The 24,313-nt window shown below is 36.6% G+C and carries 18 protein-coding genes; 5 read left to right on the top strand and 13 right to left on the bottom strand.

The window, feature by feature from the left end; translation table 11 throughout:
• Positions 1-28 precede the first annotated feature (28 nt).
• Both DU508_RS21445 and DU508_RS21440 read left to right on the top strand, forming a co-directional pair.
• Entirely contained in the window at positions 29-4,093 is a 4,065-nt protein-coding gene (locus DU508_RS21445; protein WP_115404710.1) for a hybrid sensor histidine kinase/response regulator transcription factor, read from the top strand.
• Between the two features lie 138 nt (positions 4,094-4,231).
• Positions 4,232-4,672 (top strand): hypothetical protein, encoded by a 441-nt coding sequence (locus DU508_RS21440; RefSeq protein ID WP_115404709.1) that lies wholly within the window; start codon positions 4,232-4,234, stop codon positions 4,670-4,672.
• Between the two features lie 110 nt (positions 4,673-4,782).
• Here the strand turns inward: DU508_RS21440 and DU508_RS21435 are convergent, their stop codons facing one another.
• On the bottom strand, positions 4,783-5,160 hold the full coding sequence (locus tag DU508_RS21435; RefSeq protein WP_115404708.1) for a hypothetical protein: 378 nt from the start codon (positions 5,158-5,160) through the stop codon (positions 4,783-4,785).
• Positions 5,161-5,461: 301 nt separating this feature from the next.
• Complete coding sequence (locus tag DU508_RS21430; RefSeq protein ID WP_115404707.1) at positions 5,462-5,923, bottom strand: PA2169 family four-helix-bundle protein; 462 nt, start codon at positions 5,921-5,923, stop codon at positions 5,462-5,464.
• A 259-nt stretch (positions 5,924-6,182) separates the two neighbouring features.
• On the opposite strand from DU508_RS21430, the gene DU508_RS21425 reads away from it, so the two are divergent.
• Together DU508_RS21425 and DU508_RS21420 are read left to right on the top strand one after the other, a co-directional pair.
• Entirely contained in the window at positions 6,183-7,502 is a 1,320-nt protein-coding gene (locus DU508_RS21425; RefSeq protein ID WP_115404706.1) for a M23 family metallopeptidase, read from the top strand.
• An 8-nt stretch (positions 7,503-7,510) separates the two neighbouring features.
• Complete coding sequence (locus DU508_RS21420; RefSeq protein WP_115404705.1) at positions 7,511-7,933, top strand: secondary thiamine-phosphate synthase enzyme YjbQ; 423 nt, start codon at positions 7,511-7,513, stop codon at positions 7,931-7,933.
• A 760-nt stretch (positions 7,934-8,693) separates the two neighbouring features.
• On the opposite strand, the gene DU508_RS21415 is transcribed toward DU508_RS21420, so the two are convergent.
• The 5 genes from DU508_RS21415 to DU508_RS21395 form a co-directional block, all read right to left on the bottom strand.
• Positions 8,694-9,671: a YihY/virulence factor BrkB family protein gene (locus tag DU508_RS21415; protein ID WP_115404704.1), complete on the bottom strand. Its 978-nt coding sequence runs from the start codon at positions 9,669-9,671 to the stop codon at positions 8,694-8,696.
• 101 nt (positions 9,672-9,772) lie between these two features.
• Positions 9,773-12,382, bottom strand: coding sequence for a PAS domain-containing protein (locus DU508_RS21410; RefSeq protein WP_115404703.1), 2,610 nt, complete (start codon positions 12,380-12,382; stop codon positions 9,773-9,775).
• A gap of 105 nt (positions 12,383-12,487) precedes the next feature.
• Complete coding sequence (locus DU508_RS21405; protein WP_233509696.1) at positions 12,488-13,807, bottom strand: alpha/beta hydrolase; 1,320 nt, start codon at positions 13,805-13,807, stop codon at positions 12,488-12,490.
• Between the two features lie 206 nt (positions 13,808-14,013).
• Complete coding sequence (locus tag DU508_RS21400) at positions 14,014-14,430, bottom strand: VOC family protein (protein WP_115404702.1); 417 nt, start codon at positions 14,428-14,430, stop codon at positions 14,014-14,016.
• On the bottom strand, positions 14,427-14,849 hold the full coding sequence (locus DU508_RS21395) for a transcriptional regulator (RefSeq protein ID WP_115404701.1): 423 nt from the start codon (positions 14,847-14,849) through the stop codon (positions 14,427-14,429). Before DU508_RS21395 ends, DU508_RS21400 begins: the two co-directional genes overlap by 4 nt.
• A 246-nt stretch (positions 14,850-15,095) precedes the next feature.
• Here DU508_RS21395 and DU508_RS21390 point away from each other — a divergent pair, with 246 nt between their 5' ends.
• Entirely contained in the window at positions 15,096-16,082 is a 987-nt protein-coding gene (locus tag DU508_RS21390) for a GlxA family transcriptional regulator (RefSeq protein WP_115404700.1), read from the top strand.
• Between the two features lie 208 nt (positions 16,083-16,290).
• On the opposite strand, the gene DU508_RS21385 is transcribed toward DU508_RS21390, so the two are convergent.
• The 6 genes from DU508_RS21385 to DU508_RS21360 all read right to left on the bottom strand — a co-directional run bounded on the left by DU508_RS21385 (position 16,291) and on the right by DU508_RS21360 (position 24,220).
• Entirely contained in the window at positions 16,291-16,680 is a 390-nt protein-coding gene (locus DU508_RS21385; protein ID WP_115404699.1) for a LiaF transmembrane domain-containing protein, read from the bottom strand.
• Between the two features lie 150 nt (positions 16,681-16,830).
• Positions 16,831-17,511: a ribose-5-phosphate isomerase RpiA gene (gene rpiA, locus DU508_RS21380; protein ID WP_115404698.1), complete on the bottom strand. Its 681-nt coding sequence runs from the start codon at positions 17,509-17,511 to the stop codon at positions 16,831-16,833.
• Positions 17,512-17,824: 313 nt separating this feature from the next.
• Positions 17,825-20,113, bottom strand: a complete 2,289-nt coding sequence (locus DU508_RS21375; RefSeq protein ID WP_115404697.1) for a GH92 family glycosyl hydrolase — start codon at positions 20,111-20,113, stop codon at positions 17,825-17,827.
• Positions 20,114-20,239: 126 nt separating this feature from the next.
• Positions 20,240-20,911: a basic secretory protein-like protein gene (locus DU508_RS21370; RefSeq protein WP_115404696.1), complete on the bottom strand. Its 672-nt coding sequence runs from the start codon at positions 20,909-20,911 to the stop codon at positions 20,240-20,242.
• Between the two features lie 103 nt (positions 20,912-21,014).
• On the bottom strand, positions 21,015-21,908 hold the full coding sequence (locus tag DU508_RS21365) for an ROK family protein (RefSeq protein ID WP_115404695.1): 894 nt from the start codon (positions 21,906-21,908) through the stop codon (positions 21,015-21,017).
• A 44-nt stretch (positions 21,909-21,952) separates the two neighbouring features.
• Positions 21,953-24,220, bottom strand: a complete 2,268-nt coding sequence (locus DU508_RS21360; RefSeq protein ID WP_115404694.1) for a GH92 family glycosyl hydrolase — start codon at positions 24,218-24,220, stop codon at positions 21,953-21,955.
• Between the last annotated feature and the right edge of the window lie 93 nt (positions 24,221-24,313).

The raw sequence follows: 24,313 nt of genomic DNA, 5'->3' as shown, positions 1-24,313 counted from the left end.
CACCAAATAACATATTATTTTATTTGCTATGCTTTTAAATTCCCTAAAATATTTGCTTAGTGCAATTTTGTTTTTAGGATTTATTTTTTCGGCAAAATCACAACAACCTGTACTTTTTGATCACCTTGGAATAGAAAAAGGACTTTCTCAAACTTCCGTACTTTCCATTACTCAAGATGGCAATGGCTTTATGTGGTTTGGTACACGCTACGGTTTGAACCGTTATGACGGATATAACATTAAGGTTTATCAATATTCAGAAACTGATAGCACCTCAATCTCCAATAATTATATTACCTGCTTATTTTCTGATTCCAGAAAAAATCTTTGGATAGGAACAAGTGTTGGCTTAAACCTTTATAACGAAAAAGGCGATGCATTTGAGCGTGTTATCACACAAACGAAAAACCCAAAAGGCATCAGCAGCCATGTGATTAATTGCTTTACCGAAGATAAAAAAGGGAACATCTGGATTGGCACTCTGAATGGATTAAATCTTTTAAAAGACGGCAATCTTTCAGACATCAAAAAATTCTTCAACACAAAAACAGGTAATGGCCCTTATCATAATGTTCGTTCCGTGATGGAAGATCATGAAGGAAATATCTGGGTGGGTACTTCCAATGGGTTATTAAAAATGACTGCAGAAAACGGAAAATATAAAACCACTGTTTTCCAAAACCATGGCAATGCTGCAGATATCAGCGAAAATTACATCACCAATATTATTGAAGATCGTAACCACCAGATATGGATCAGTACACAAAGCAAAGGATTAAACCTGTTCATTCCAGCCACTCAAAATTTTAAGCACTTTAAACATACAGCACTCGATCAAAATTCCATCATAAGCAATACCCTTAGAAATATGGTGGTAGATGATGCAGGCAAATTATGGGTTGGCACGCTCGATGGGATCAGCATAATGGATACGCAAAACTTTAGCTGTAAAAATCTCCAATTTGATCCCGATAACAAAAGAAGTTTAAATCAAAATTCGGTTCATCGGTTGTATAAAGATCAAAATGGCTCCATTTGGGTTGGAACATATTTTGGCGGGATCAATATTAATTATCCATACACCACTGCATTTACCATTTATAACAGAAGCCGGAGCAGATCAAGCATTAACAACAATGTGATCAGTGGCTTTGCGGAAGATGAAAACAAAAACTTATGGATTGGAACAGAAGGTGGCGGCGTAAATTACTTTGACAGGGCAAATCAGCGGTTTACTGCTTTTCAAAATACCGGAAATTCAAATACTTTGAGATCTAATCTGGTTAAAAAAGTATACCTGGCACATGATGGAAAACTTTGGATTGGTACACATTCAGGAGGCTTAAATGTGTACGATGTTAAAACTAAAACTTTTAAAAGCTTTAATTTCAGTAGTCAGAATGAGGATGTACCTGATGAGATCACTGCAATAGTTGAAGATAAAACACATCATTTAATTGTGGCTACACAGCGTAATGGCATAAAAATTTCTAATCCTGAAAAAACCACATTTTATAAGTTTAATCTTCCTCCATCTTTTTCAGCATCAGCAAAAGTAAAAGCATTAATGGTAAGTGGTTATAGAACCTACTTTGGAACAACCAATGGTTTTTTTATTTACGATGAAGCGCGCAGGCAATTTTATTCCATTCTCGATCCTCAATCAATGCAACCCATAAGTTATTATATAAACTGTATTACCGAAACCAAAAACAAAGAGATTTATATCGGCACATACAACAATGGCTTGGTTCTTTATGATCAAAAAAAGAATAATACCATTGTTTACACTGTTAAAAATGGCTTACCTAACAACAATATACTCGGCATTCTGGAAGATGAGAAAGACAATCTCTGGATTAGTACGGCGAATGGCTTATCAATGTTTGACCGGAAAAATAAAACCTTTAAAAATTATACTGTGGCTGATGGCCTCCCCGGGAATGAGTTTAATGCAAATGCCTTTTTTAAAAGCAGTACCGGAGAGATGTTTTTTGGGGGATATAATGGTTTTATCAGCTTTTTTCCTGATCACATACAGAGTAACAACAAGGCTTCAAAATTGGTCATAACAGAACTAAAACTACACAATAAACCCGTTAAAATTAACGGAGAAGACGGCCTGCTTGATCAAAATGTGAGTTTAAAGGATAAGCTTATTTTTGCAAGCGATCAGAATACTTTTAGTCTGAGTTTTGCATTGTTAAACTTTATCAAACCAGAAAAAAACCGTTATGCCTATAAACTGGATGGTTTTGAAAAAAACTGGAATTATGTAAACACATCTACAGCCAGTTATACCAATTTACCTTCCGGCAGTTATACTTTTTTAGTTAAAGGAATAAATAACGATGGTATTTATAGTGCTAACGTTCGGCAAATAACCATTGTGGTAAATCCACCTTTTTACAGAACCTGGTGGGCCTATTTGTTTTATTTCTGCGTTTTATCTGCTATTCTGTTTATTGTTGTCAGGTATTTATTAATCAGGGCTGTACTAACCAAGGAAAAGGAAATTAACGAGCATAAGCTTGAATTTTTCACTAATATTTCTCATGAGATTCGCACACCATTAACCTTAATTGTTGGTCCGTTAGAGAAACTCATGGAAAATGCAAAAGATAATCCTTCATTAAATCGCGATCTACAGCCCATTAAAAACAATGCAGATCGTTTAATGAACTTAGTGACCGAATTACTCGATTTCAGAAAGGCAGAAAGTGGTAAAATGAAACTTAATGTAAGCCCTGGTAATCTTGTTAAGTTTTGCAAGGAAATTTTTATCGCCTTTCAAAATATGGCGCTCTCAAAGGAAATTGATTATATTTTCAAATCTGAAAAGGAAGAAATTGAACTGTATTTCGATAAAGTGCAGATGGAAAAAGTATTGTTTAATCTGCTTTCAAACGCCTTCAAATTTACACCAAATGGAGGAAAAATCAGTTTGGAAATTACCCTGACCGAACAATTGGCAATCCTTCAAATTTGCGATAACGGTAATGGAATCCCTTTAGAAAATCAATCCAACTTATTTAATAATTTTTACCAGGCCAATGCCAACACCACCATTGGAACAGGTTTAGGATTATCTTTTTCAAAAAGCATTGTGGAGTTACATCATGGCAAAATTACATTTAAAAGTACTCCGGTAAGCCAGAATCAAAATGGCTCAACCTGCTTTATGGTAAGTTTGAAAACGGGGAAAGCCCATTTTAATCCATCAGATTTTATTACCGATTATGTTTATTATGATGATGCCATAAATTATAATTTGCCTGAAGCCTCTAAAAATCAACTTACTGGCGTTAATGAGCAGCCTGACCAGAAGAAGAGAAAATATAACATTTTATTAGTGGAAGATAACAATGATGTACGTGCTTTCATTAAAGATTCAATAAAAGAAACTTATAATATTTATGAAAGTGAAAATGGATTAAAAGGATTGGAAAGTGCAACTGAACTTATTCCGGATCTCATTATCAGCGATGTAATGATGCCGGTTATGGATGGATTGGAACTATGCCGCAAACTAAAAACGGATGAAAGAACCAGTCACATTCCGGTTATTTTATTAACCGCAAGGTCAGCTTATGTTCACCAGATCAATGGTTTTGAAAACGGCGCCGATGCCTATATAATGAAACCATTTAACCTGAAAATTCTGGAGTTAAACATTCACAACCTTTTAAATGCCCGCGAAACCATTAAACGAAAATTTGCTCAGGTAATCACGTTAGAGCCCAAAAACATGGTAATCAATTCAACAGAGCAAAATTTCTTGAATAAAATCATTCAAATCATTGAAGATCACATGGCTGATCCTGAATTTGATGTACCTACTCTATCATCGGCAATCGGGATGAGTCAACCTGTACTTTATAAAAAGATTAGGGCCCTTACCGATCTTTCTGTAAACGATTTTATTAAGTCGTTAAGGATAAAAAGAGCTGCGCAATTGCTTAAACAAAATGCCGGAAACATTGCTGAAGTGGCCTATGCAGTGGGTTTCAACGATAGAAAATATTTTAGCCTGGAGTTTAAAAAGCATTTTGGTAAAAACCCAAGCGAGTTCATGCAAGGAACGAATGTTTAATACCTTAATTTTAACTTTATTTAAAACAAATTATCAATTGCTAAGCTTTTAAAGATAGGAAAGCATAACGGTATAAAGCTCACAAGCAATAGTGAGCCATTTCCTGATGACTTCAATACCATTTAAAAACTTATCATAATGAAAATTCTAAAAGCAATACTGGCTGGTTTTGCAGGTGCCGCAGCCTTGAACATATTACATGAAACTGTTCGACGGTTTGATCCTGATGCACCGAGAGTTGATTTATTGGGCGAAGAAGCAGTTACCCGCACCATGAATAGCCTAAACCTGCAAGCACCAACAGGCAATAATCTCTATGCTGTAACTTTGGTTGGCGATATACTCAGTAACGGCATATATTATAGTGCCATTGGCATGGCAGGGAAAAAAAACATCTACCTTAAAGGGGCGGTTGCGGGTTTGACGGCAGGATTAGGTGCCATTAAACTGCCAGACAAAATGGGGCTGGATGATGAACCTGTAACGAAAACAGATAAAACCAAAGTACTTACCGTAGCGTGGTATCTTATCGGCGGACTCGTTACTGCCGCAGTATTCAATAGTTTCAAAAAAGCTTAGTCGAAATTGCATGATATCAATCTTAGAAATGAATCATCCCATAAAAAAACTTAACCGTTGCAAGTCAGATAGGACTAAACGATAATCCTTAACGTTAAAAATTTACATCATTAATTTCTTTCAAACCGAAGCCCACAACCTTCAATACATGGAGGATTAAGCGTTAATGATTTTGCAGAAACCTTATAATAATAAGTAAGCGCCTGATTATTGCTCTTAGCTTTAATTTCAATTCTTACGCTATCCAAAATCTTAAAGGTAGAGAATTCTGCTAAGACATCTCCCTCTATCTTACCCGATTTTTCCAAAATAAGATATTGATCTTTACCTTTTACTTTCTGGTATTTGCCACTCCCATCACCAGGGTCCATCAGGGTTTCAGTAAGTTTCCATTTACCATAAATTTCTCCGGGACCGTCATTTCCTTTTTTACAGGATAGATAAAAGATGCACAAAATGGCTAAAAGAGGTAGTAATAATTTTTTCATAGCGTTATTATTTCTTATTTAAACGAGCTCAGTGGCAATAACGCTACAAAAACAAGGATTTGATTTATTCCTTTAATGTGATATTAAATATTTACCAATTTTATACTTCTTTTATACTTCCCTACATAAAACATTCTTTATCTTTCAAAAGACATAGCTTATCGCAAAATTCATAATGCTCTATCATCCTCAAATTTATCACATAAAAAAGCTGTCTTAAAGCCTCATTTAACCTCATACTCAACTTGATCGAGGGTAACGGATTGACTTTCAGACAGCTTCAATTAAATACTTGAAATCTTTATAATGATTTATGCGCATCTCTCAATGCTTTGATAGCATCATGACTGGCAATTATACCTTCTTGCTGTTTTAGCAGAACGGATCTAACCTCTTCTCCAAGGTCATTTTCCTGCAATGCATCTTTATAAGCCTTTTTGATGGCATCCTCTCCGCGCTCGCATTCTGCCAGAATACTGTGGCGATCATCACCTCCAAAACTTGCTTTAATATCAATCCATGCTCTGTGAAGAGTACCAAGAACGGTATTACCGGTATCAGGAGTTTCACCATTTCTGCCTACAAGGCCGGCAAGTTCAGTTACATTGGTTCTGCTATCTGATGAAAGTTTATCAAAAGTAGCTTTTAAGTCAATATTCTCATCCTTTAAATCTTTTGATGCTTTATCAAATCCATCTGCTCTGTCATTGTTAATCTCAATAAGGTCGTTCAAAACCTCTACTGTTTTTTCTTGATTTTCCATAGTAAATTATAATCTTATATATTGGGTAGTTAAGAGAACAACAAGTTGAATGGATTAATGTTTGACACTGCCGAATAAAGTAACCGCTTATAAGATCAGCAGATCTTAAAAAAGCACAAAAATGAAATCATCATCTCCTTTTCAGTGGAAACAGTATAAATAGATTTTGGAAAGTATGCTTGAGAAAGGTAGTGTTGGAAATGATAACGGAGTAAAACTTGTGCTTAAATTATTTGTTTAACAGTTATAGATCAATAACATGCGGATACGTTTTTTACCATTACTTTTCATCTCCTTTATAGCCTTAGCCTTTTATTCTTGTAAATCGGGTTCAATAAATTTATTTAAGGCGGCTAGTCCGCATGAGCAATACAAAAGAAAACTGGAAACCGCTGGTTTAGATAAAACGGCAATGGGCGCCGCCTGGATTAATGCGGCATCAGCAAGCATACAAAAAGCATTAACGATTACCATTCCATACAAAGAAACGGGTTATTTCGCTGCTGATAAAATTCCTGCTGCAGCCTATAAATTTACTGCAACCAAAGGACAGAAAATTATCATTAACCTAATTAAAAATCCTGCGGGAACTGCGCTTTATCTCGATCTGTGGTATTTGCCGGATATTAATAATCCAAAATTAATTGCATCAGCTGACACGTTGAACACACCTGTTCAGCAAGAGATTGATTACACCGGAAATTATATGATCAGATTACAACCTGAACTTCTACAGAATGTAGAATATACCCTGGAAATCACTTCCGGACCATCATTAGCGTTTCCAACACAATCAAAAAGCAGTAATAGCATTAAAAGTTATTGGGGCGATGGACGCGACAATGACGCCAGAAAACATGAAGGTATAGATATCTTCGGTAGCTTTAGAAGTCCTGTTCTGGCCATTGCCAATGGAACTGTTACGCGGGTAAATGAAAATAACTTAGGTGGAAAAGTGGTTTGGTTAAGGCCAAAAGGAAAAGATTACACATTATATTATGCACATTTAGATGAACAAATAGCTACCGAAGGGCAGGACGTAAAAATTGGTGATACATTAGGATTAATGGGAAATACAGGGAATGCCAAAAGTACACCTACCCATCTCCATTTTGGAATTTATACTTTCGGCGGAGCCATAAATCCACTTCCTTTTATTGATCCCATAACAAAAACACCCGTTAATATCAGTGCATCAGTTTCCAATTTAAATAAAACTTTACGAACATCATCCAGCGTTAACTTATACAAATCTCCGGAAAACAAGGGCTCTGTACTTTCTACCCTGGCTTCAGGAACGATAATCAACATTAATTCGGCGACTGGAAATTATTACAAAGCCGAATTGCCAGATGGGAATATTGGTTATGTAAACAGCAATCAACTGGTACAAACCACCAAACCATTACAAAGGCTTAAGTTAAATGAGTTGCAGCAAAAGGCATATGATCAACCCGATAGCTTAGCTCCTGTTAAACTTAATTTAAAAGCGGGGCAAACCGTTAATGTATTAGGCAGCTTTAATAATTATCAACTCATCAGTGATGAAAATTCACAAATTGGTTGGATTGTTAAGTAATTTTGAGGATGAAAATATATCAGCAAACCATATCACTTAGTGCACGAAGAAGAGGATTCCATATCATTACCGATGAAATAGAGGATGCTTTACCAGAAATTGCTGAAATCGGAATTGGAATTTGTCAGGTGTTTATTCTGCATACTTCTGCATCTCTAACCATCAATGAAAATGCCGATCCTACAGTTCGTGTTGATTTTGAAATGTTTTTCAATAAAACTGTTCGCGAAAATGATCCTGATTATAAACATGATTACGAAGGATCGGATGATATGCCTGCGCATTTAAAATCAGCACTTTTAGGTAATTCTGTATCTATACCGATCAGAAATGGGCGTTTAGCCCTGGGAACCTGGCAGGGCATTTATCTTTGTGAACACCGAAATCATGGCGGACAAAGAAGATTGGTTATTACTGTTTGGGGAGAATAACGGTTATGCTTTGAAATTCTCATCCTTCAATTTCCATAGTTTATTATAATCAAAGCTAAAACCCATCAAACGTTCCTACAGAACGAAACGCCATGGTCATGATCCCTTGTTACCCATCATACGTCCCGATGGGACGATTTACATTGTTGTTCCTTCAGGTAAATAGTAAACTCATATGTGTTTTAAAACTTTGCTAGTAAGGTTGAAACCGACTTACGAAATTGAGATGGGTAGCGGATTAGGGAAACTCCTTCAGTCTGATCCATCCGGACTCTTCAACAGATGGAGGAATCTGGGTTTTACGCGAAAACAGCGATCAACTCAAAACATAACACTCAAGCCTTAAGTTTCTGCCATATGGAAATATAGATCAGATAGCTGAGGTGCTCTTAAATGTCTGAGGTGGTTTACACACAAAGTTCCCCTGGATTGCGGGTTGGGGAAACTCCTTCAGTCTGATCCATCATACCGGACTCTTCAACAGACGGAGCAATCTGGCTTTTACGCGGAAAGACAGCGATCAACTCAAAACATAGCACTCAAGCCTCAAGTTTTTGCCATATAGAAATATAGATCAGATGTCCTTAAATGCCTTAGGTGGTTACCTACAAAGTGCCCCTGGATTGCGGGTTGGGGAAAAGAATACTCCACTCCAACTCTCAAGTCATTTCTTCAATTCACAATGACAAGGTTTTAAAACTATCGAAATTTCCCTGGTCCATTGCAGATTGAAGCTTCGTAAGTTAAGACTGATCAACAATTACTCCCCTCCTTCTTCTTTAACCTGTTCCTTTAATTCAGGGTGATTATCCTGAATGGATTTATTTCCTGTTTCTACTTCGACTTCTTTAGTTGTTACTGCATAATGAGAAGGATAAATTTCTGATCCATAAGCAATGGCATAAGCTTTTGTAAATTCAGCCCCAAAATATAAAATGATAGAAGAATAATAAGTCCAAAGCAATACCACCACCAATGAGCCTGTTGCACCATAAGTTCCACCAACATCACTTTGTCCTATATAAACAGAGATAGCAAATTTCCCGATCATAAAAAGTATGGCTGTTACTACAGCTCCTGCAAAAACATCTTTCCATTTTATAATGGCATCGGGCAGCACCTTAAAAATAACAGCAAAAATTAAAGAGATAACCGCTAATGTTACTACCTGGTTAATCACATAAAAAACATAGTACGATACATCGGCAAAACGAGCCTGTAAACTTTGGCTGAAAGTATCTAAAAGCGCCGTTACTGCTAATGAAACCAGCAATACAAATCCCAGACTTATAATTACCGAGAAAGAAAGAAACCGATTCTGGAGCATTTTTACCCAGCCGCGTTTTGGCTTCGGTTTTAAACCCCAAATGGTATTGATGGAATCCTGAATATCTCCAAAAATGGTGGTTGAACCAATTAATAAGGTTACTATACCAATAATCAGTGCAATGGTTCCCTTTCCATCCAAATAAGCATTTTTAATTAATTGTTGTAGAGAGCTTGCCGATTCCCTGCCCAGAAAACCTTCCATTTGATCATAAACTTTTCCTTCGGCTATTTCTCTGCCTAAAAAAATACCACACAAAGAAATAATAACCACCAACAGTGGTGCCATAGAAAAAACAGTGTAGTAAGCGAGCGAACCACTCAATTTGGTAACTTTATGATCGCTGAATCCTGTAAATGATGCTTTTAAAACGCACCAAATGCCTTTTAACGTTATTTTTTGCTTTGCCATAAGTAGAATAAGATGATAAGTTCTAAATCTTAAACCGCTTAGTTTTTGAATTGTTTGTATTTTGTTGTGATGCCAATGCTGTAAAATAGATTTAGGTATGATTAATCCTTCAATACCGGAATAGAAAAGCCAAAAGTTGAACCCTTCCCTTCAACAGAATTTACCCAGATTTTACCGCCGAGACGCTTAACAATTTCTGAAGAAATATAAAGTCCCAGACCTAAACCTGGAAAAGTATGCTCTTTACTACCACTAACACGATAGAATTGTTCAAAAACCTGATCCTGAAGTGCCGGACTTATTCCAATACCATAATCCTGAACACAAACTTTCACATTATCGTGATCATTTTCAGTATAAATGATAACCTGATTTGCCTCAGGCGAATACTTAACAGCATTAGTTAGCAGGTTAGTGATTACCTGACAAATCCGATCCCTATCTCCAAAAACCATTTTGTTAAAGTGCAAATCTTTTTTAATGATGTGCCTGAAAGAGGTTCTTTGAACATCTTCAACCACTTCTTCAACCATCTCATTAAAATCGAATTCGGTATTATTAAATTGCAAACGGCCAGAATTGATCTTGGTTACATCAAGCAAATCGCTTATTAATTTTGTTAAGCGATCTACCTGTTTATTCATCTTACTTAAAAGATCTGCATTTTTGAAATCACCAGAACGCTTAAACATCGATTCCAATACCTGAGCATAAGCTTTTAAACTTGTTACAGGTGTTTTAAGCTCGTGGCTGGCAATCCCTAAAAAGTTATCTTTTTGCTTTTCCAGTTCTTTTTGATGATGCACATCATTGTTTGTACCATACCATTTAACAATATTTCCATTCGAATCTTTTAAAGGCATAGCCCTAACCAGGTACCAACGGTAATTGCCAAATTTATCCAGACATCTAAACTCAATTTCGTAAGGTTCGCCCGTTTCCAGAGAGTGCTTCCAAGCCTTTAATGCGTAAGGGGCATCTGCAGGGTGAACATTTTCTGCCCATCGGGCTCCCAATGTTTCCTCATCACTTTTCCCGGTTTGATCAAACCAACGTTGGTTGATGTAATCCAGATTCCCGTCAGATTTACTTGTCCACACTACTGATGGAACGGTATTGGCCAAAAACTCCAGTTCGTGAACTGCATTTTGTAAAGCAGCGTTTTTATCGGCAAGAATTTTTCTGATATTCAGTTCAGGTCGCAAATCTCTGGCTATACCTGCAATGGCAACCGGCGCATTGGTGATTTCCTCCCTGATCATATACAACTGTTTATGAATAGGGATAATCTCTTTTGTCTTCTGATGAATTAATTCCAGTTCTCCAGACCATCTTCCTTCAGAAAAAAGAATGGGAAAAATCTCATTTTTTATTTTATCATTAGATGCGGTACTGTGATAACTGAATAAATTACTACTTAAAATATGATTTTCATTAATGCCAATCAGCTCAATTCCTGATGGATTGATGTATACGGTGTTTCCGTTAATATCGCAATAATTACAAAAATCTTCGCTGCTATCCACAATTGCAGCAAGTTTTTCCAATTCGGCCTTTGCTCTAAGTTCGGGTCTTAAATCTCTGGCTGTGGCACCTCTGCCGATAATTTCATCAGTAACAGGATCTTTAATTAGTAAATAGCTAACTCTGCATGGAATGGATTCCTTTGTTTTGTAATTAAGCAGGGTTATATTGCCTTGCCAACCTTTAATAACATCAATTTCTTTAATGATATGATTTTGTACACGATCCAGTTCTTCTCGTGTATAAAAATCTTTAGCGCTTAATTGTGTAACATCGGCATTTAAATCTACCCCAAGCATTAATCGTGATGCTTTGTTCATATAAATGATATTGCCTTCCATATCGGCAACAGTCATGTGATCGGCATTATTATTAATTAAGGTTATCAATTGTTGCTCACGCCTGCGCGCTGCCATTTCATTGGTAATATCCTGGGCGCTTCCGGCAAATCGATAGGCAATGCCCTCCTCATTAAAATAGGCCTTTCCTTTACAATGAACCCATCTCAATACGTTGTTTTCCTTGCTTAAGGTTCTGTATTTTATATCGTACTGTCCTTCGGTTTTTGAATCAATTGCGCTAAGAACAGCTTCATTTACAAATGATTTATCATCAGGATGTATACAGCTTAAAACCTCCTCATACTTGATATCACCTTCTTTGGCAAAGCCAAAAAGCTCTCTACAGCGGGCATCCCAGTTCACTTTGTTATTGATCGGATCAAGATCCCAGGTTCCGATATCAGCAGCGCTCAATGCAAAAAACAAACGCTCCTGGGTTTCGGCAATTTGTTTTCTTGCCATTACCAGTTCCGTTAAATGGGCTGCTGTATTGATGATGGCAAAAGTTTCTCCACGCTCATTTTTTAAAGGTTTGCAGGTAAACGTAAAATAGAAAGTTTGCAAAACCCCATCAACCACTAAATCAACCTGAGCCTCTTCGGCATAGTAGCTCTCGCCGGTATGATAAACTTTTTTTAAAATCCCTGAAAAAGATTGGTTCTCCAGTTCAGGCACACCTTCTCTAAGTGGTTTGCCAATTATACTGTCATTTTTACCCCATAAATCCAGCATTGCCTGGTTAGCACTGCTAATAACCATATCCTCTCCTTTATAAATCGCAGTTGGCATTGGTGATGCCTCGACTAAGGAGTTGAATCTATCTTGCTCTGAATATAGCGTTGTCATTTAGTTGTTTCGTTCTTTAAAGATATAAAATCCGGAACTATTCAAACAAAAAATAAAAGCCCTGGGTTTTGCCCAGAGCTTTTATTTTTTAATAAACCAATTTTTCTATTTTCCTTTGATCCAAAGCGATAAATCATTAACCAGGGTTTCAGAAACACTGATCGGTGTTTGGTATTGAGCCATGCTTCCTTTTTCTGTTTGCGGACTCAATAAATGATTTAATTCAGGATAGAATTTTAGTGTTACATTTTTTTTCTTCCCCAGTGCCGTATTCCAAAGATCATAATCGGTTTTACTGACTTGAAAATCGTTTCCGCCTTGAAGAACATAAATCTTTTTAGATAAGTTTTTAGCCGTGGTTACCTGATTATAAGCATTCAAATCTGCCCAATATTTTGCAGGCAAGCCTAAAATTAAAGAATCTGGTTTTATGGTTGTACCTAGTTGAGTAATTCTGCTTTTGTTAATTTGTGTTACGGCATCGTCTAAATGTTTTCTGTTTTCTGCAGTAGTATCTTTGGATAAATCAAACATGTATTTGTTTTGATCAATGATGATATCACTAAGCTTTCTGGCTGGAGCGGCCGCTAAAATAATGCCTGCCAAATCTGGCGAATTTGTTGCTATTTTAGGTGCCAGCATACCCCCTAAGCTATGGCCAAAAACATAAACGCTCTTTGGATCGGCACCAGTAACAGTTTTTGCCATACCAATTGCTGAAGCCGCATCATCCAGAACCTCTTCCTTTACCGTAAATGGATTTGCAAATTCATTTGGATAAACCAATGTTCTTTTTACATAGCGAATAGAACCAATGCCTTTTGAGGCTAATCCGTCTGCCAGATCTTTAAATGGTTTATTTGCGCCTACAGTTTCGTCCATATCGCCCGGCCCAGAGCCGTGCACAAAAACCACCATAGGGAAGTTTTTAATATTTTTCGGTGTAGTAACAATGGCGGCCAACTGCCTTCCGGCAGGACCGACATATACTTGTTTTTCACTATATAGGTTGGTATCTGCATAAACTGGTTTAGCATATGCAACAGTACTTTTTGGTGGAGCGAGGAAAATGCCCACTATTTTTTGCGCTTTATCAAACCCCAAAATAAAATTCTGATCTCCGTTAGCAAATTTGCCTTCAACGGTAACCGCAAAAAATTCTCCTTGTGCTTTACTTTGAATTGCATCAAAAGATTCTGCCTTGCCGAATTTAGTGCCGATATCTAACCAAAGTTTTTTTAAGTTATCTTCAGTTAGTTTTGTTTTTAAGGTATCATCGAAAAATGCATGTGCATCAGTAAACTTTTCTTCCTGTAAAAGTTTAAAAAAATCGTTTGCTCCATTAAATAACTGGATAACGTTTTGGGAAAATGTGGTTGTGGTAAATAGTAATGCAATTACAAATAAAATACTTCTCTTCATCATAAGTTTTGTGAGTTGTTTGGTTAATTCACAAGACTCAAAGTTAACAATAATTGTTTTTTAAAAAGCTTTAAATCAACTACCTGTTTAGTTTTAACTATTTTTAACAATTTCATGTCTTTTTCACCGATCAACAATTTCATAAAAACCATCCATAATCATTAACCATGTAAAATTTGTTGGTTACCATTAAAATTGGTTTTAAGATTTCATTTATATATTTTATCGTAATTGATTAGCCAGTTATTTCCAAATCTGTCAACTAAATTGCCAAATATCGAACCCCAAAATGTTTTTTGCAGCGGGTGGGTTGCTTTTCCGCCAGATGAAAGCTTCTCGTAATAAATTTTAGTATCCTCTTCACTATCACAGTTTAACATCAGTGATACCGAGTTCCCCTTGATTAATCCTTTTTCTTCTACCATATCAGTCCCCATAATGACAATGTTTTCTGAGGTAAGTACAGCATGTAATATCTTATCAGACATGATCAAAGGCATATTTTTTGCCATGGGTGATTCTCCAATACTTTGAAAGATTAGTTCTCCGCCCAGGCAATCGCGATAAAAGTTCATCGCCTCTCTACAGTTACCGTTAAAGGTTAAATATGAATTTATATAAGTCAATTTATTTTTTTGTTTTTAATCCTCACCATACACCGCACATCGGTTTCATTGATATAATCTTCCAGATAATAACCTTCAGGATCAATATTGGGTTGTTTGATCAGCTTTTCAAATGTTTTACCAATCTTTGAAACATCATCCATGAAATTTTTGATCAATATTGAGATATATGTTCCCTTTTTAATAACAAAGGTTTCCTGGCCTGATTGATCAGCCTCTTCTGAATTTAATATTTCTGCAGCAGCTTTATAGATAATTCCCCCATTTTGATCCGGGCTGCTTATTCCAAAAATTCTTCGTTGTTTTATATCTGGCAACAAAGCATGAAGTTGCTGATGCGCTTTTAATACCCCGTTTGGAAATGAAACTGCTGTAACACATAGCACCTCAATATCATGCTCAAAAATATATGTTTCCATGCTGCTAAATGATTAACCATACAAACATACAGGCATAAACTAATTGCATAAACATGTAGAAACGACAATCGCAGGGGTTGTTTACGACAAACACCATCATTATCTTTGTTCAAATAAGGATGTTGAAAAATATCGTTCAGTCGTTATCTCCAATTGATTCGGAATGATAGCAGTGCTAATATAACTATCAAGGAGATTTACTTTTTTTGAACAACCTACTGATAACCAAAGACAAAAAACAAACAGATGAAACACATATCCATCTTAGTTCCTGAAACGGCAGTTATTGAGGCTATTGCAGATCCAAGGTATTTATTTACTGCTGTAAATGAATTTTTGCAGGCTTCGCGCAAACAACCGTTGTTTAAAGTTGAACTCGTTGCTGCATCAAAAGAAGTGAAGTTGAATAACAGTTTGTTCTCGGTACATGCAGATAAGCTCCTGCAGGATATTAATCAAACCGACCTGATTTTTATCCCTGCAATAAGTGGCAATGTGGATAATGCATTGGAGAAGAATAAGGAATTATTGCCCTGGATTGTGAAACATCATGCTAAAGGCTCAGAAGTTGCTTCTTTATGTATGGGCGCCTTTTTACTTGCTTCTACTGGTTTGTTAAATGGCAGGAAATGTTCTACCCATTGGTTATTCGCCAATCAATTTAGAGAAATGTTTCCGGAAGTTGACTTAGTTGATGGTAGCATTATTACCGATTCACAGGGTTTGTATTCCAGTGGTGGTGCTAATTCTTATTGGAACCTGCTTTTATATCTGGTGGAGAAATACACAGACAGAGATACCGCCATTTTGGCCGCAAAATATTTCGCTATCGATATTGACCGGGAAAGTCAGCTTGCATTTATGATGTTTCAAGGTCAGAAAGGACATGAAGATGCTAAAATTAAACTGGCTCAAGAATTTATTGACGGAAATTATCAGGAAAAAATCACTGTTGACCAGTTAGCAGATATGCTTGCGCTGGGTAGAAGAAGTTTCGAGCGTCGTTTTAAAAGTGCAACGAAAAACACAGTAATTGAATATATTCAAAGGGTTAAGGTAGAGGCCGCAAAAAGAAGTTTTGAATCCAGCCGGAAAAACATCACTGAAGTGATGTTTGATGTTGGTTATACCGATAATAAATCCTTTAGAGATGTTTTTAAAAAGATTACCGGTTTAACGCCTATTGAGTATCGAAATAAGTATCATAAAGAAGTACCGGTATTACAGGTTTAATTTTTTTTAAAAAAAATTAAACTCCATACAATATTTTCCATTCTCAGCGTTTATGTATGCGAGAGCGTTAATTTAGATGACGGGGATACTGCCTATAATGGTGGAATCCCCGTTTCTTTTTTGAAATTTTTTTCTGAAAAGCGTTAATGCAAAAAAAGGGACAATTCAAATAATGTCCCTTTCTGATATATGATGGAGTTAAGAATTTTTATGAATTCAAATCTTTAAAATCAGATTGATTGGCCTGCCCATAATTTTTGAAAGTTGTTACCTTTTTTGGTTTTAGTATTACATATAAACCAAGGGCGATTAATACCAATGCCGTGGTAATCCTTGATAATTCGAAGTCGAAAACAACGATATGTTTAAGGGTAAAAATTGCGCCAATAATGGTAAGGGCTAACCAACCCCCGCCCTGGAAGTTCCTGCGATAACCAATCCATAAACCGGCACCTAACATAATAGTGTGCCAGCTTAAAATCCAGCGTGGAATATCAATGCCTGAGTTTCTTAATAAGAAAACTGAACCGATTACAACAATTAAAATTCCTAAACCTAATTGTTTTTCTGCCTGATTTTTTTTGATTAAAGTTTCCATGACCGTTTGTATTTATATTCAAATGTATCATGGATCTGGAAGTTATGGAATGAGTTTTCTCCGAATAAGTTTAAATTATCGGTAAGTGAGATAAAACTGTCGGTTAAAATATTTGAACTTTTTTAACAGGTTAAAATTTCCCGGTAAAATCTACTCAAAAACGATTATTTCACTGCCCTGGCTCATGATTACTTTTGATGTTAGATTTATAAATAAACCATGTGCAAGCAATCCATCAATTTGGTTTAACTCACTGGCTAGCTGAACAGGTTTGCGAATTAATCCAAAATCTGCATCAATAATGAAGTTACCATTATCGGTAACAAAAGTTTTGTCATTTTTGATCCGTCTCATTCCTTTGCCACCAAGTTTAATTATTTGCTCAAATACATATTGATAAGCGAGAGGAACAACCTCAACAGGAACTGTAAACGCACCAAGCTGTTCAACTTTTTTAGATGCATCGGTAACGACTATTGTTTTTTTGCTTAATGAAGCCATTATTTTCTCGCGGAAAAGTGCACCTCCGCCACCTTTAATTAGTTCAAGGGATTCTGTAAATTCATCTGCACCATCAATACTGATATCAATGGAAGACAGTATTCCCATATCAATTATTTCAATGCCAAAAGATCTGGCCAGTGCTTCAGTTTGTATTGAGCTGGCTGCTGCTTTGATTTTTAATCCCTGCTGTACCATTTTACCCAGTTCTTTGATGGCGAATGTAGCAGTACTCCCGGTACCTAAACCTACAATGTATCCATCTTTTACCAACTTTACCGCTTCAATGGCGGCTGCTAATTTTTCGGCATCCTGGTTATTCGTTTCCATGAAGGTAAAGTTAGGAAATTAAGATAAAACACCCATCCCCCTGTTATGTAATGCACCGAACAAATCATCAGTCAAATATTATTAACGGATAAAAAGGTTGGTGAGTCGCCAACCTTGGAGGGTAAAAGGGTAATAAAAACCTAAAACAAAAAAATTATTGCATCATGCAATAATTTCCATTTATAGCGTTTATATAATTGAGAGCGTTAATTTAGATGATGGGGATTCTGCAATTAAGTGGAATCCCCATTTCTTTTTTGATCTTATTTTGGGTTAAAATCGGACTGTAAGTAGCAAGTTGCAGTCCGATTTTTTATTTTTCTGTTGATAACGAATAAGGGAAATCAGCAGGGTTAGCGCCTCTTGTCTTATTTGGAGTTGAAGACATATTAAAGTTAAACACCGCTCCTTTTTGTAAACCACTATGGCTAATCCAGTTTTTTGAATAGGGTTTGCCATTCATTTGAAGCGATTGTACATAACGATTGCTATCACTATTTGCCGCAGCATTAATCACAACCGATTTTCCATTTTCCAATGTTAAGGTTACTTTCTTAAATAAAGGTGCACCTAAAACATACTGATCTGTAGCTGGCGTTACCGGATAAAAACCCATTGCAGAGAAAATATACCAGGCTGAAGTTTGCCCGTTGTCTTCATCTCCACAATAACCATCAGGCGTAGCTTTATACATTCTGTTCATGGTTTCTCTTACCCAGTATTGGGTTTTATAAGGTGCACCACCATAATTGTACAGATAAATCATGTGCTGAATTGGCTGATTTCCATGAGCATACTGCCCCATATTGGCAATTTGCATCTCTCTAATTTCATGGATTACCCCGCCATAAGCGCTTTCATCAAAAATTGGCGGCATAGAGAAAACCGAATCGAGTTTAGTTACAAATTTATCGTGGCCACCCATCAATTTTGCCAATCCATCAATATCCTGAAATACCGACCATGTGTAATGCCAGCTATTCCCTTCGGTAAATGCACCACCCCATTTAAAAGGACTAAAAGGGCTTTGGAAAGTACCATCCTGATTTTTACCCCTCATTAACCCAGAAGCCGGATCAAAAAGGTTTTTATAATTCATTGCTCTTTTTTTGTAGATGTCGATTTCTGAAGCTGGCTTACCCAAAGCTCTTCCCAGCTGATAAATCGTGAAATCATCATAAGCATATTCTAAAGTTTTAGCAGCATTTTCGTTTTTCTTTACATCGAAAGGCACATAACCCAATTCATTGTAGTATTTAACTCCATCACGACCAACAGCCTCCATTGGCCCCTCATTATTGGCACCGTGTTTCAGCGCTTCCCAAAGGGTTTGAATATCGTAACCACGTAAACCTTTAATGTAAGCATCAGAAACCACCGATGCAGAGTTATTACCCACCATAATATTTGCATAACCCGGACTACTCCATTCTGGCAACCATCCTCCTTCTTTGTAATCGTTAATTAATCCTTGTTGCATTTCTTTATTAATAGAAGGATAAACTAAGTTTAAGAAAGGATATAAAGCCCTAAAAGTATCCCAAAATCCGGTTCCTGCAAACATATAACCAGGTAGAATCTCTCCATTATATGGACTCCAGTGCACAATTTTATTATTTGCATCGAGTTCATATAATTTATTAGGGAAAAATAAAGTACGGTACAGGCAGGAATAAAATGTACGTGTCTGATCAATTGTACCACCCTCTACAGCAATTTTGCTCAATGTTTTGTTCCAGATTGCTCTTCCTTTTGTTTTTGTGGCATCAAAACTATCGTTAGCCAACTCTCTTTTTAAGTTTAGATCTGCTTGTTCAAAACTGATAAAAGATGAAGCAACTTTAGCCGTTACCTGCTCGCCTTTTGAAGTTTTGAAGCCAACAATAGCACCGCTATGGTCGCTTTCCAACTCCAGCTCATTGTCTTTTAATTTTTTACCATTCCAGGTTTGAGCGAGTTTAAAATCTTTGTTAAAATAAATAACAAAGTAGTTTTTAAAGTTTTTGGGTAGCGGACCACGGGCATATTTAGTGGTATAGCCGATAATTTTTCGTTCTGCCGGAATAATTTTGATGTACGATCCTTTATCCAATGCATCCACAACAACATATGAGCTATCCGTTTTAGGGAAAGTGAATCTAAACTGAGCTGCTCTTTCCGTTGGTGTAATTTCTGTTGTTACATTAGCATCAGCTAAATAAACACTGTAGTAATAAGGTTTGGAAACCTCTGCTTTGTGGCTAAACCAGCTTGCACGCTCATCTTCGGTAAATCTTAATTTTCCCGTAACGGGCATAATGGAAAATGCAGCATAATCATTCATCCACGGAGAAGGTTGATGCGTTTGCTTAAATCCGCGAATTTTATCAGCATCATAAGTATAAGCCCATCCATCGCCCATTTTACCGGTTTGAGGTGTCCACATATTCATTCCCCAAGGCAAACCAATTGCAGGGTAAGTATTTCCATTTGATAAACTAGGCTTGGATTGTGTTCCCATCAAAGGGTTGATCCAATCTACCGGATCGGTAATTTTGCCAACTGTTTGTGCAAAACCAGCAGATGCTGCGAAGCTTAACAGAGCGATAAATAATTTTTTCATCGATTAATTTTTTTGTTTTTATCTGTGATAAAGCTATCATGATTTTAATCCTTTCTTTGTGGTTCGGAAAATCATGATGGTTTCATTTTTTATTTATTTATGTGTTTGAGTTTGTGTAAATCGCAATTAAAGTTCAGGATTATTTACATAATCTGCCCAAAGTCCATCTAAATCTTTACCTGTTAACTTAGTCCATATTTCTGGTTTATAAGTATGATCTCTTAATGAAGCGTCAACCGCTTTAATTGTGCCCTGTTTAACATTCTTTTCTATCCAGGCGAAAAACCGGGCCGTAATTCTGTAGCTATTTTTATAATGGTGTTCAGGTTTTAGCGGAGGTAATGCCCATTTGGCACCAGGGTTGTCCACTCCAAATTTATAACGGGCATAATCTGCGATGCCTTCTGTTAACCAACCCGGGCCAACGCTGTTACCATAATCCTGAACGATGTGCATAACCTCATGGGTAACCACATCTATATCTTCAGGGTGTTTAACCATCCATAAAGAGCTGTAGGTAACGATTCCGTTTGATGTTGCAGCCACACCTTTGTAGGCAGTGTCAATAAAGAACTTGACTGTTTTAAGGGTATTTGGATTGTACTCTTTTGAAAGTTTGGGATAAACCACAAAAAATGTTTCTATCAATCGTTTTTTCAGTTGAGGATCAAGCTCATTGAAGTTGCTTTCGAAGGTTAAAGTATAACCTTTTCGTTTGATTGTTTCCTGAGCTGACACTCTTGATAATGGTAATAATGCAATGAATGCAAAAAAAGCTAAAATTGATGATTTTTTCATAAATCTATGTTTGTTTATCTGGATCAATATCGTTTGCAAAATAACGATAATATGTAAAACGTTTTAGTAAATAGTTGAATCTTTATAACATTTTTGAAGTCGTCTATTTCTCTGATGGAAAATCATTAAAACTAAGATCGCAACAACTTGCAGCACCAATTAAAGCAGCATGTTCTTTTAACTCAGAAATTTTAATGCTGGCGTCAATTTCATTTCCTTTCAAAGTGGCAATTAATTCGGGCGAAAATTCATTAAAAGCCTGAGCAATGTTTCCACCAATAATAACAGTATCAATTTTGTTTTTATTAATGATCGGGATTAGAAACTGGGCAAGATTATACCCAAATTCCATAAATACCTGAATTGCCAACTGGTCTACTTTTACAGCCGCAACAAGTTCTTTTACCCCATCAAGCGTTTTCCCGCTTAATTGATTATATCTTTTTACAAACCAACGTGTTGATAAATAATCTTCAGCGATTCCACTTAGAAATTCAGAATTCCATAAATCAGCATCAGTAGCTTTGTGATTTACGCAAATAGAAGAACCTAAACCTGTACCGAGCGTAAGGCCCAATACATTTGCATTTCCTTTGGCTGCGCCAGCAAAAACCTCTCCTTGCAAAAATCCTGCTGCATCATTAATAAAGTGAATATTTTCTGATGGTATTTCTAAACGCTGAGCGAGTTCTTCTTTTACATTGACGTTAAACAACGATTTAAATTTATCCTGATCCTTGATTAAAGAAATGCCTTCTTCATAATCAAATGGACCAGGCATAGCAATGCCAATCAATTTTGATGAATTTGGCATCCCGTTGAATGCATCGTTAATAATATTAACCCAAGCCTTTAAAATTACTTCCTTACTTTCCTGCGAGTTGACGGCGCTACGTTTAATTGAATTTTTGACCAGTGATCTCGTTTCTAAATTTATTAATGCGGCCGTTATATGCGAACCACCAATATCTACACCTAATGCTACAGGCTTTTCCATTCTTTCTCTATATTTCTGTAAAAATTCTTTTCTCTGATTTTAAGCTACTTTGTTAACGAAAACGGCTTATCGCTTTCGGCCAAACCTCTGTTTAATTCAGGTTTGTTGCTCATTTCTAATTTTAATGTTCCACCATTAACCAAATCCTGGTGTGTAATAAAATTGCGTGTATACGCTTTGCCATTTAGACTTGCAGATTTTATATAAACATTCGATGCGTCGTTAGCTGGCGCATCAATTACAAATTTTTTACCGTTTTCTAAGTTGATGGTTATTTTTTTAAACATTGGGCTACCAAAAACATATTCGCCCGTACCTGGTGTAACACTGTAAAAACCCAATGCACTTAATACATACCATGATGAAGTTTGTCCCTGATCCTCATCTCCCGGATAGCCGTTTTCTGTTGCATCATATAACTTACTCATTACGTTGCGGGCATGAAATTGTGCTTTCCAGGGTTGATTGGCATAATTGTACAAATATACCATATGTTGAATGGGTTGGTTTCCATGAGCATATTGCCCCATATTCGCCATAACCATTTCAGTCATTTCATGAATCATTCCGCCATAAGTACCTACTTTTACCGTATTTGGCTCCGAAAATACGGAATCTAATTTAGTTGTGAAATTTTGATTCCCTCCCATCATGTTGATCAGGCCTTTTGTATCCTGAAAAACAGACCATTGCCAATGCCATGCATTTCCTTCTGTAAATGGTCCACCCCATTCAATCGGATCGAAATCAGGAATCCAATTGCCATTTATATCTCTGCCTCTCATAAATCGGGTTCCCGGATCGTAAACATTTTTGTAATTATACATTTGACGCTTAAAGATGTCCATGTAAAATTGATTACCCGTCATTTTTGCCAATTCATATCCACAATAATCATCATAGGCATATTCTAAAGTTTTAGCGGTTGCCTCTCTGTATTTTGGATAGGGAACGTATCCTAATTGATAGTATTCTTTCCAGCCATCTCTTCCATTTGCTGGCCCCCAGGGCCCTTTGTTGGTTGCTTCATGCAGATAAGCTTCCAATGCCTTCTTAGGATCGAAAGTGTGTATTCCTTTTGCCCAGGCATCGGTAAATAACGAAATAGCATGATTTCCAATCATGCTTCCGGCCTCACTTGGAAATGACCAGGAAGGCAACCAGCCACATTGCTCATAAGCTTCAATCATGGCCTGCATATATCGACCATGCATTTCTGGCTGAATCAATGTGTTTAGGGGGAATTGTGCTCTAAAAGTATCCCAAAAACCAGTATCGGTATACATATAACCTGCGTGAACCGTTCCATCATAAGGACTGAAATAATGTGGTTTACCATTAACATCTATCTCATAAAACTTTCTGGAAAATAAACTTGCTCTAAAAAAGCATGAATAGAAAGTTTCCATATCAGCCTGGCTCCCACCTTCTACCACGATCTTTCCTAATGATTGGTTCCAAACCGCTGCTGCTTTAGCTTTGGTTTGCTCTAATGTTTTATCTGCACCTAACTCTCTTTTAAGGTTTAATTCGGCCTGCTCCAAACTAATATACGATGATGCAGTTTTTACCTGAACTTTTGCACCAGCCTTAAACTCCACATAAGCACCTTTTCCAAATCCATCAGCAGTAACAGAATCAGGATTAATGGTATTTTTCTTGTTTTCCCAGGTACCAAAAGCTTTAATTGGCTGATCAAATTTCAACACAAAATAGCTTTTCCAACCTTTTTTGAATCCTTCGCCGTTATTCACATAGCCAGTGATTTTATTTTCTTTAGGATAGATCTGAACACCACTTAACCGGGTATAACCATCAAGAATTAAAAAACTCTTTTTGCCTTTAGGATAGCTGAAACGTAAATGTGCACCCCGTTCTGATGGAGAAATCTCGGTAGTGATTTCATTATCAAGTTTTACCTTGTAATAATTTGGTTTGGCTATTTCATTTGCATGGCTAAATCTGGTTTCACGTTGATTCTCATCAACCATTAATTGATCTACCATTGGCATTAATGAAAAAACAGCATAATCTCTGCTCCAGGAACTACATTGATGAGCCTGTTGAAATCCCCTGATTTTATCTTTAAAATATTGATATTTCCAGCCATCTCCATTTCTGCCCGTTTGCGGGGTCCAGGTGTGCATCCCAAAAGGTAAGGCAGTAGTTGGATAAGTATTTCCCCGGGTAAGTTCGTGCTTGGAGTTGGTTCCCTGAAGCGTGTTTACATAGTTTACCAAATCTTTTTGCTGTGCCAATAACCCTTTGGCAGCAAAGCAAATTAAAATGGTGACGATTAATTTAGGTTTCATTTGTGTGTGTGTTTGGTTATTTTTTCGTTCTATAATGTTGAAGGAAATCAAATTTTATTATTAAAAGTCTTCGACAAGCTCAGACTGAAAATT

This window comes from Pedobacter chinensis (assembly GCF_003339865.1).
GTDB classification, from domain to species: domain Bacteria; phylum Bacteroidota; class Bacteroidia; order Sphingobacteriales; family Sphingobacteriaceae; genus Pedobacter; species Pedobacter chinensis.
The sequence above is the reverse complement of the archived record's forward strand: the minus strand, read 5'-3'. Positions and strand labels throughout refer to the sequence as shown.

Coding starts and splice junctions, on each gene's coding strand:
- DU508_RS21410 (WP_115404703.1), bottom strand. CDS start 12,382: ATGACAACGCTATATTCAGAGCAAGATAGATTCAACTCCTTAGTCGAG.
- DU508_RS21385 (WP_115404699.1), bottom strand. CDS start 16,680: ATGGAAACTTTAATCAAAAAAAATCAGGCAGAAAAACAATTAGGTTTA.
- DU508_RS21440 (WP_115404709.1), top strand. CDS start 4,232: ATGAAAATTCTAAAAGCAATACTGGCTGGTTTTGCAGGTGCCGCAGCC.
- DU508_RS21405 (WP_233509696.1), bottom strand. CDS start 13,807: ATGATGAAGAGAAGTATTTTATTTGTAATTGCATTACTATTTACCACA.
- DU508_RS21370 (WP_115404696.1), bottom strand. CDS start 20,911: ATGAAAAAATCATCAATTTTAGCTTTTTTTGCATTCATTGCATTATTA.
- DU508_RS21445 (WP_115404710.1), top strand. CDS start 29: ATGCTTTTAAATTCCCTAAAATATTTGCTTAGTGCAATTTTGTTTTTA.
- rpiA (WP_115404698.1), bottom strand. CDS start 17,511: ATGGAAACGAATAACCAGGATGCCGAAAAATTAGCAGCCGCCATTGAA.
- DU508_RS21360 (WP_115404694.1), bottom strand. CDS start 24,220: ATGAAACCTAAATTAATCGTCACCATTTTAATTTGCTTTGCTGCCAAA.
- DU508_RS21390 (WP_115404700.1), top strand. CDS start 15,096: ATGAAACACATATCCATCTTAGTTCCTGAAACGGCAGTTATTGAGGCT.
- DU508_RS21430 (WP_115404707.1), bottom strand. CDS start 5,923: ATGGAAAATCAAGAAAAAACAGTAGAGGTTTTGAACGACCTTATTGAG.
- DU508_RS21415 (WP_115404704.1), bottom strand. CDS start 9,671: ATGGCAAAGCAAAAAATAACGTTAAAAGGCATTTGGTGCGTTTTAAAA.
- DU508_RS21435 (WP_115404708.1), bottom strand. CDS start 5,160: ATGAAAAAATTATTACTACCTCTTTTAGCCATTTTGTGCATCTTTTAT.
- DU508_RS21395 (WP_115404701.1), bottom strand. CDS start 14,849: ATGGAAACATATATTTTTGAGCATGATATTGAGGTGCTATGTGTTACA.
- DU508_RS21425 (WP_115404706.1), top strand. CDS start 6,183: ATGCGGATACGTTTTTTACCATTACTTTTCATCTCCTTTATAGCCTTA.
- DU508_RS21375 (WP_115404697.1), bottom strand. CDS start 20,113: ATGAAAAAATTATTTATCGCTCTGTTAAGCTTCGCAGCATCTGCTGGT.
- DU508_RS21420 (WP_115404705.1), top strand. CDS start 7,511: ATGAAAATATATCAGCAAACCATATCACTTAGTGCACGAAGAAGAGGA.
- DU508_RS21365 (WP_115404695.1), bottom strand. CDS start 21,908: ATGGAAAAGCCTGTAGCATTAGGTGTAGATATTGGTGGTTCGCATATA.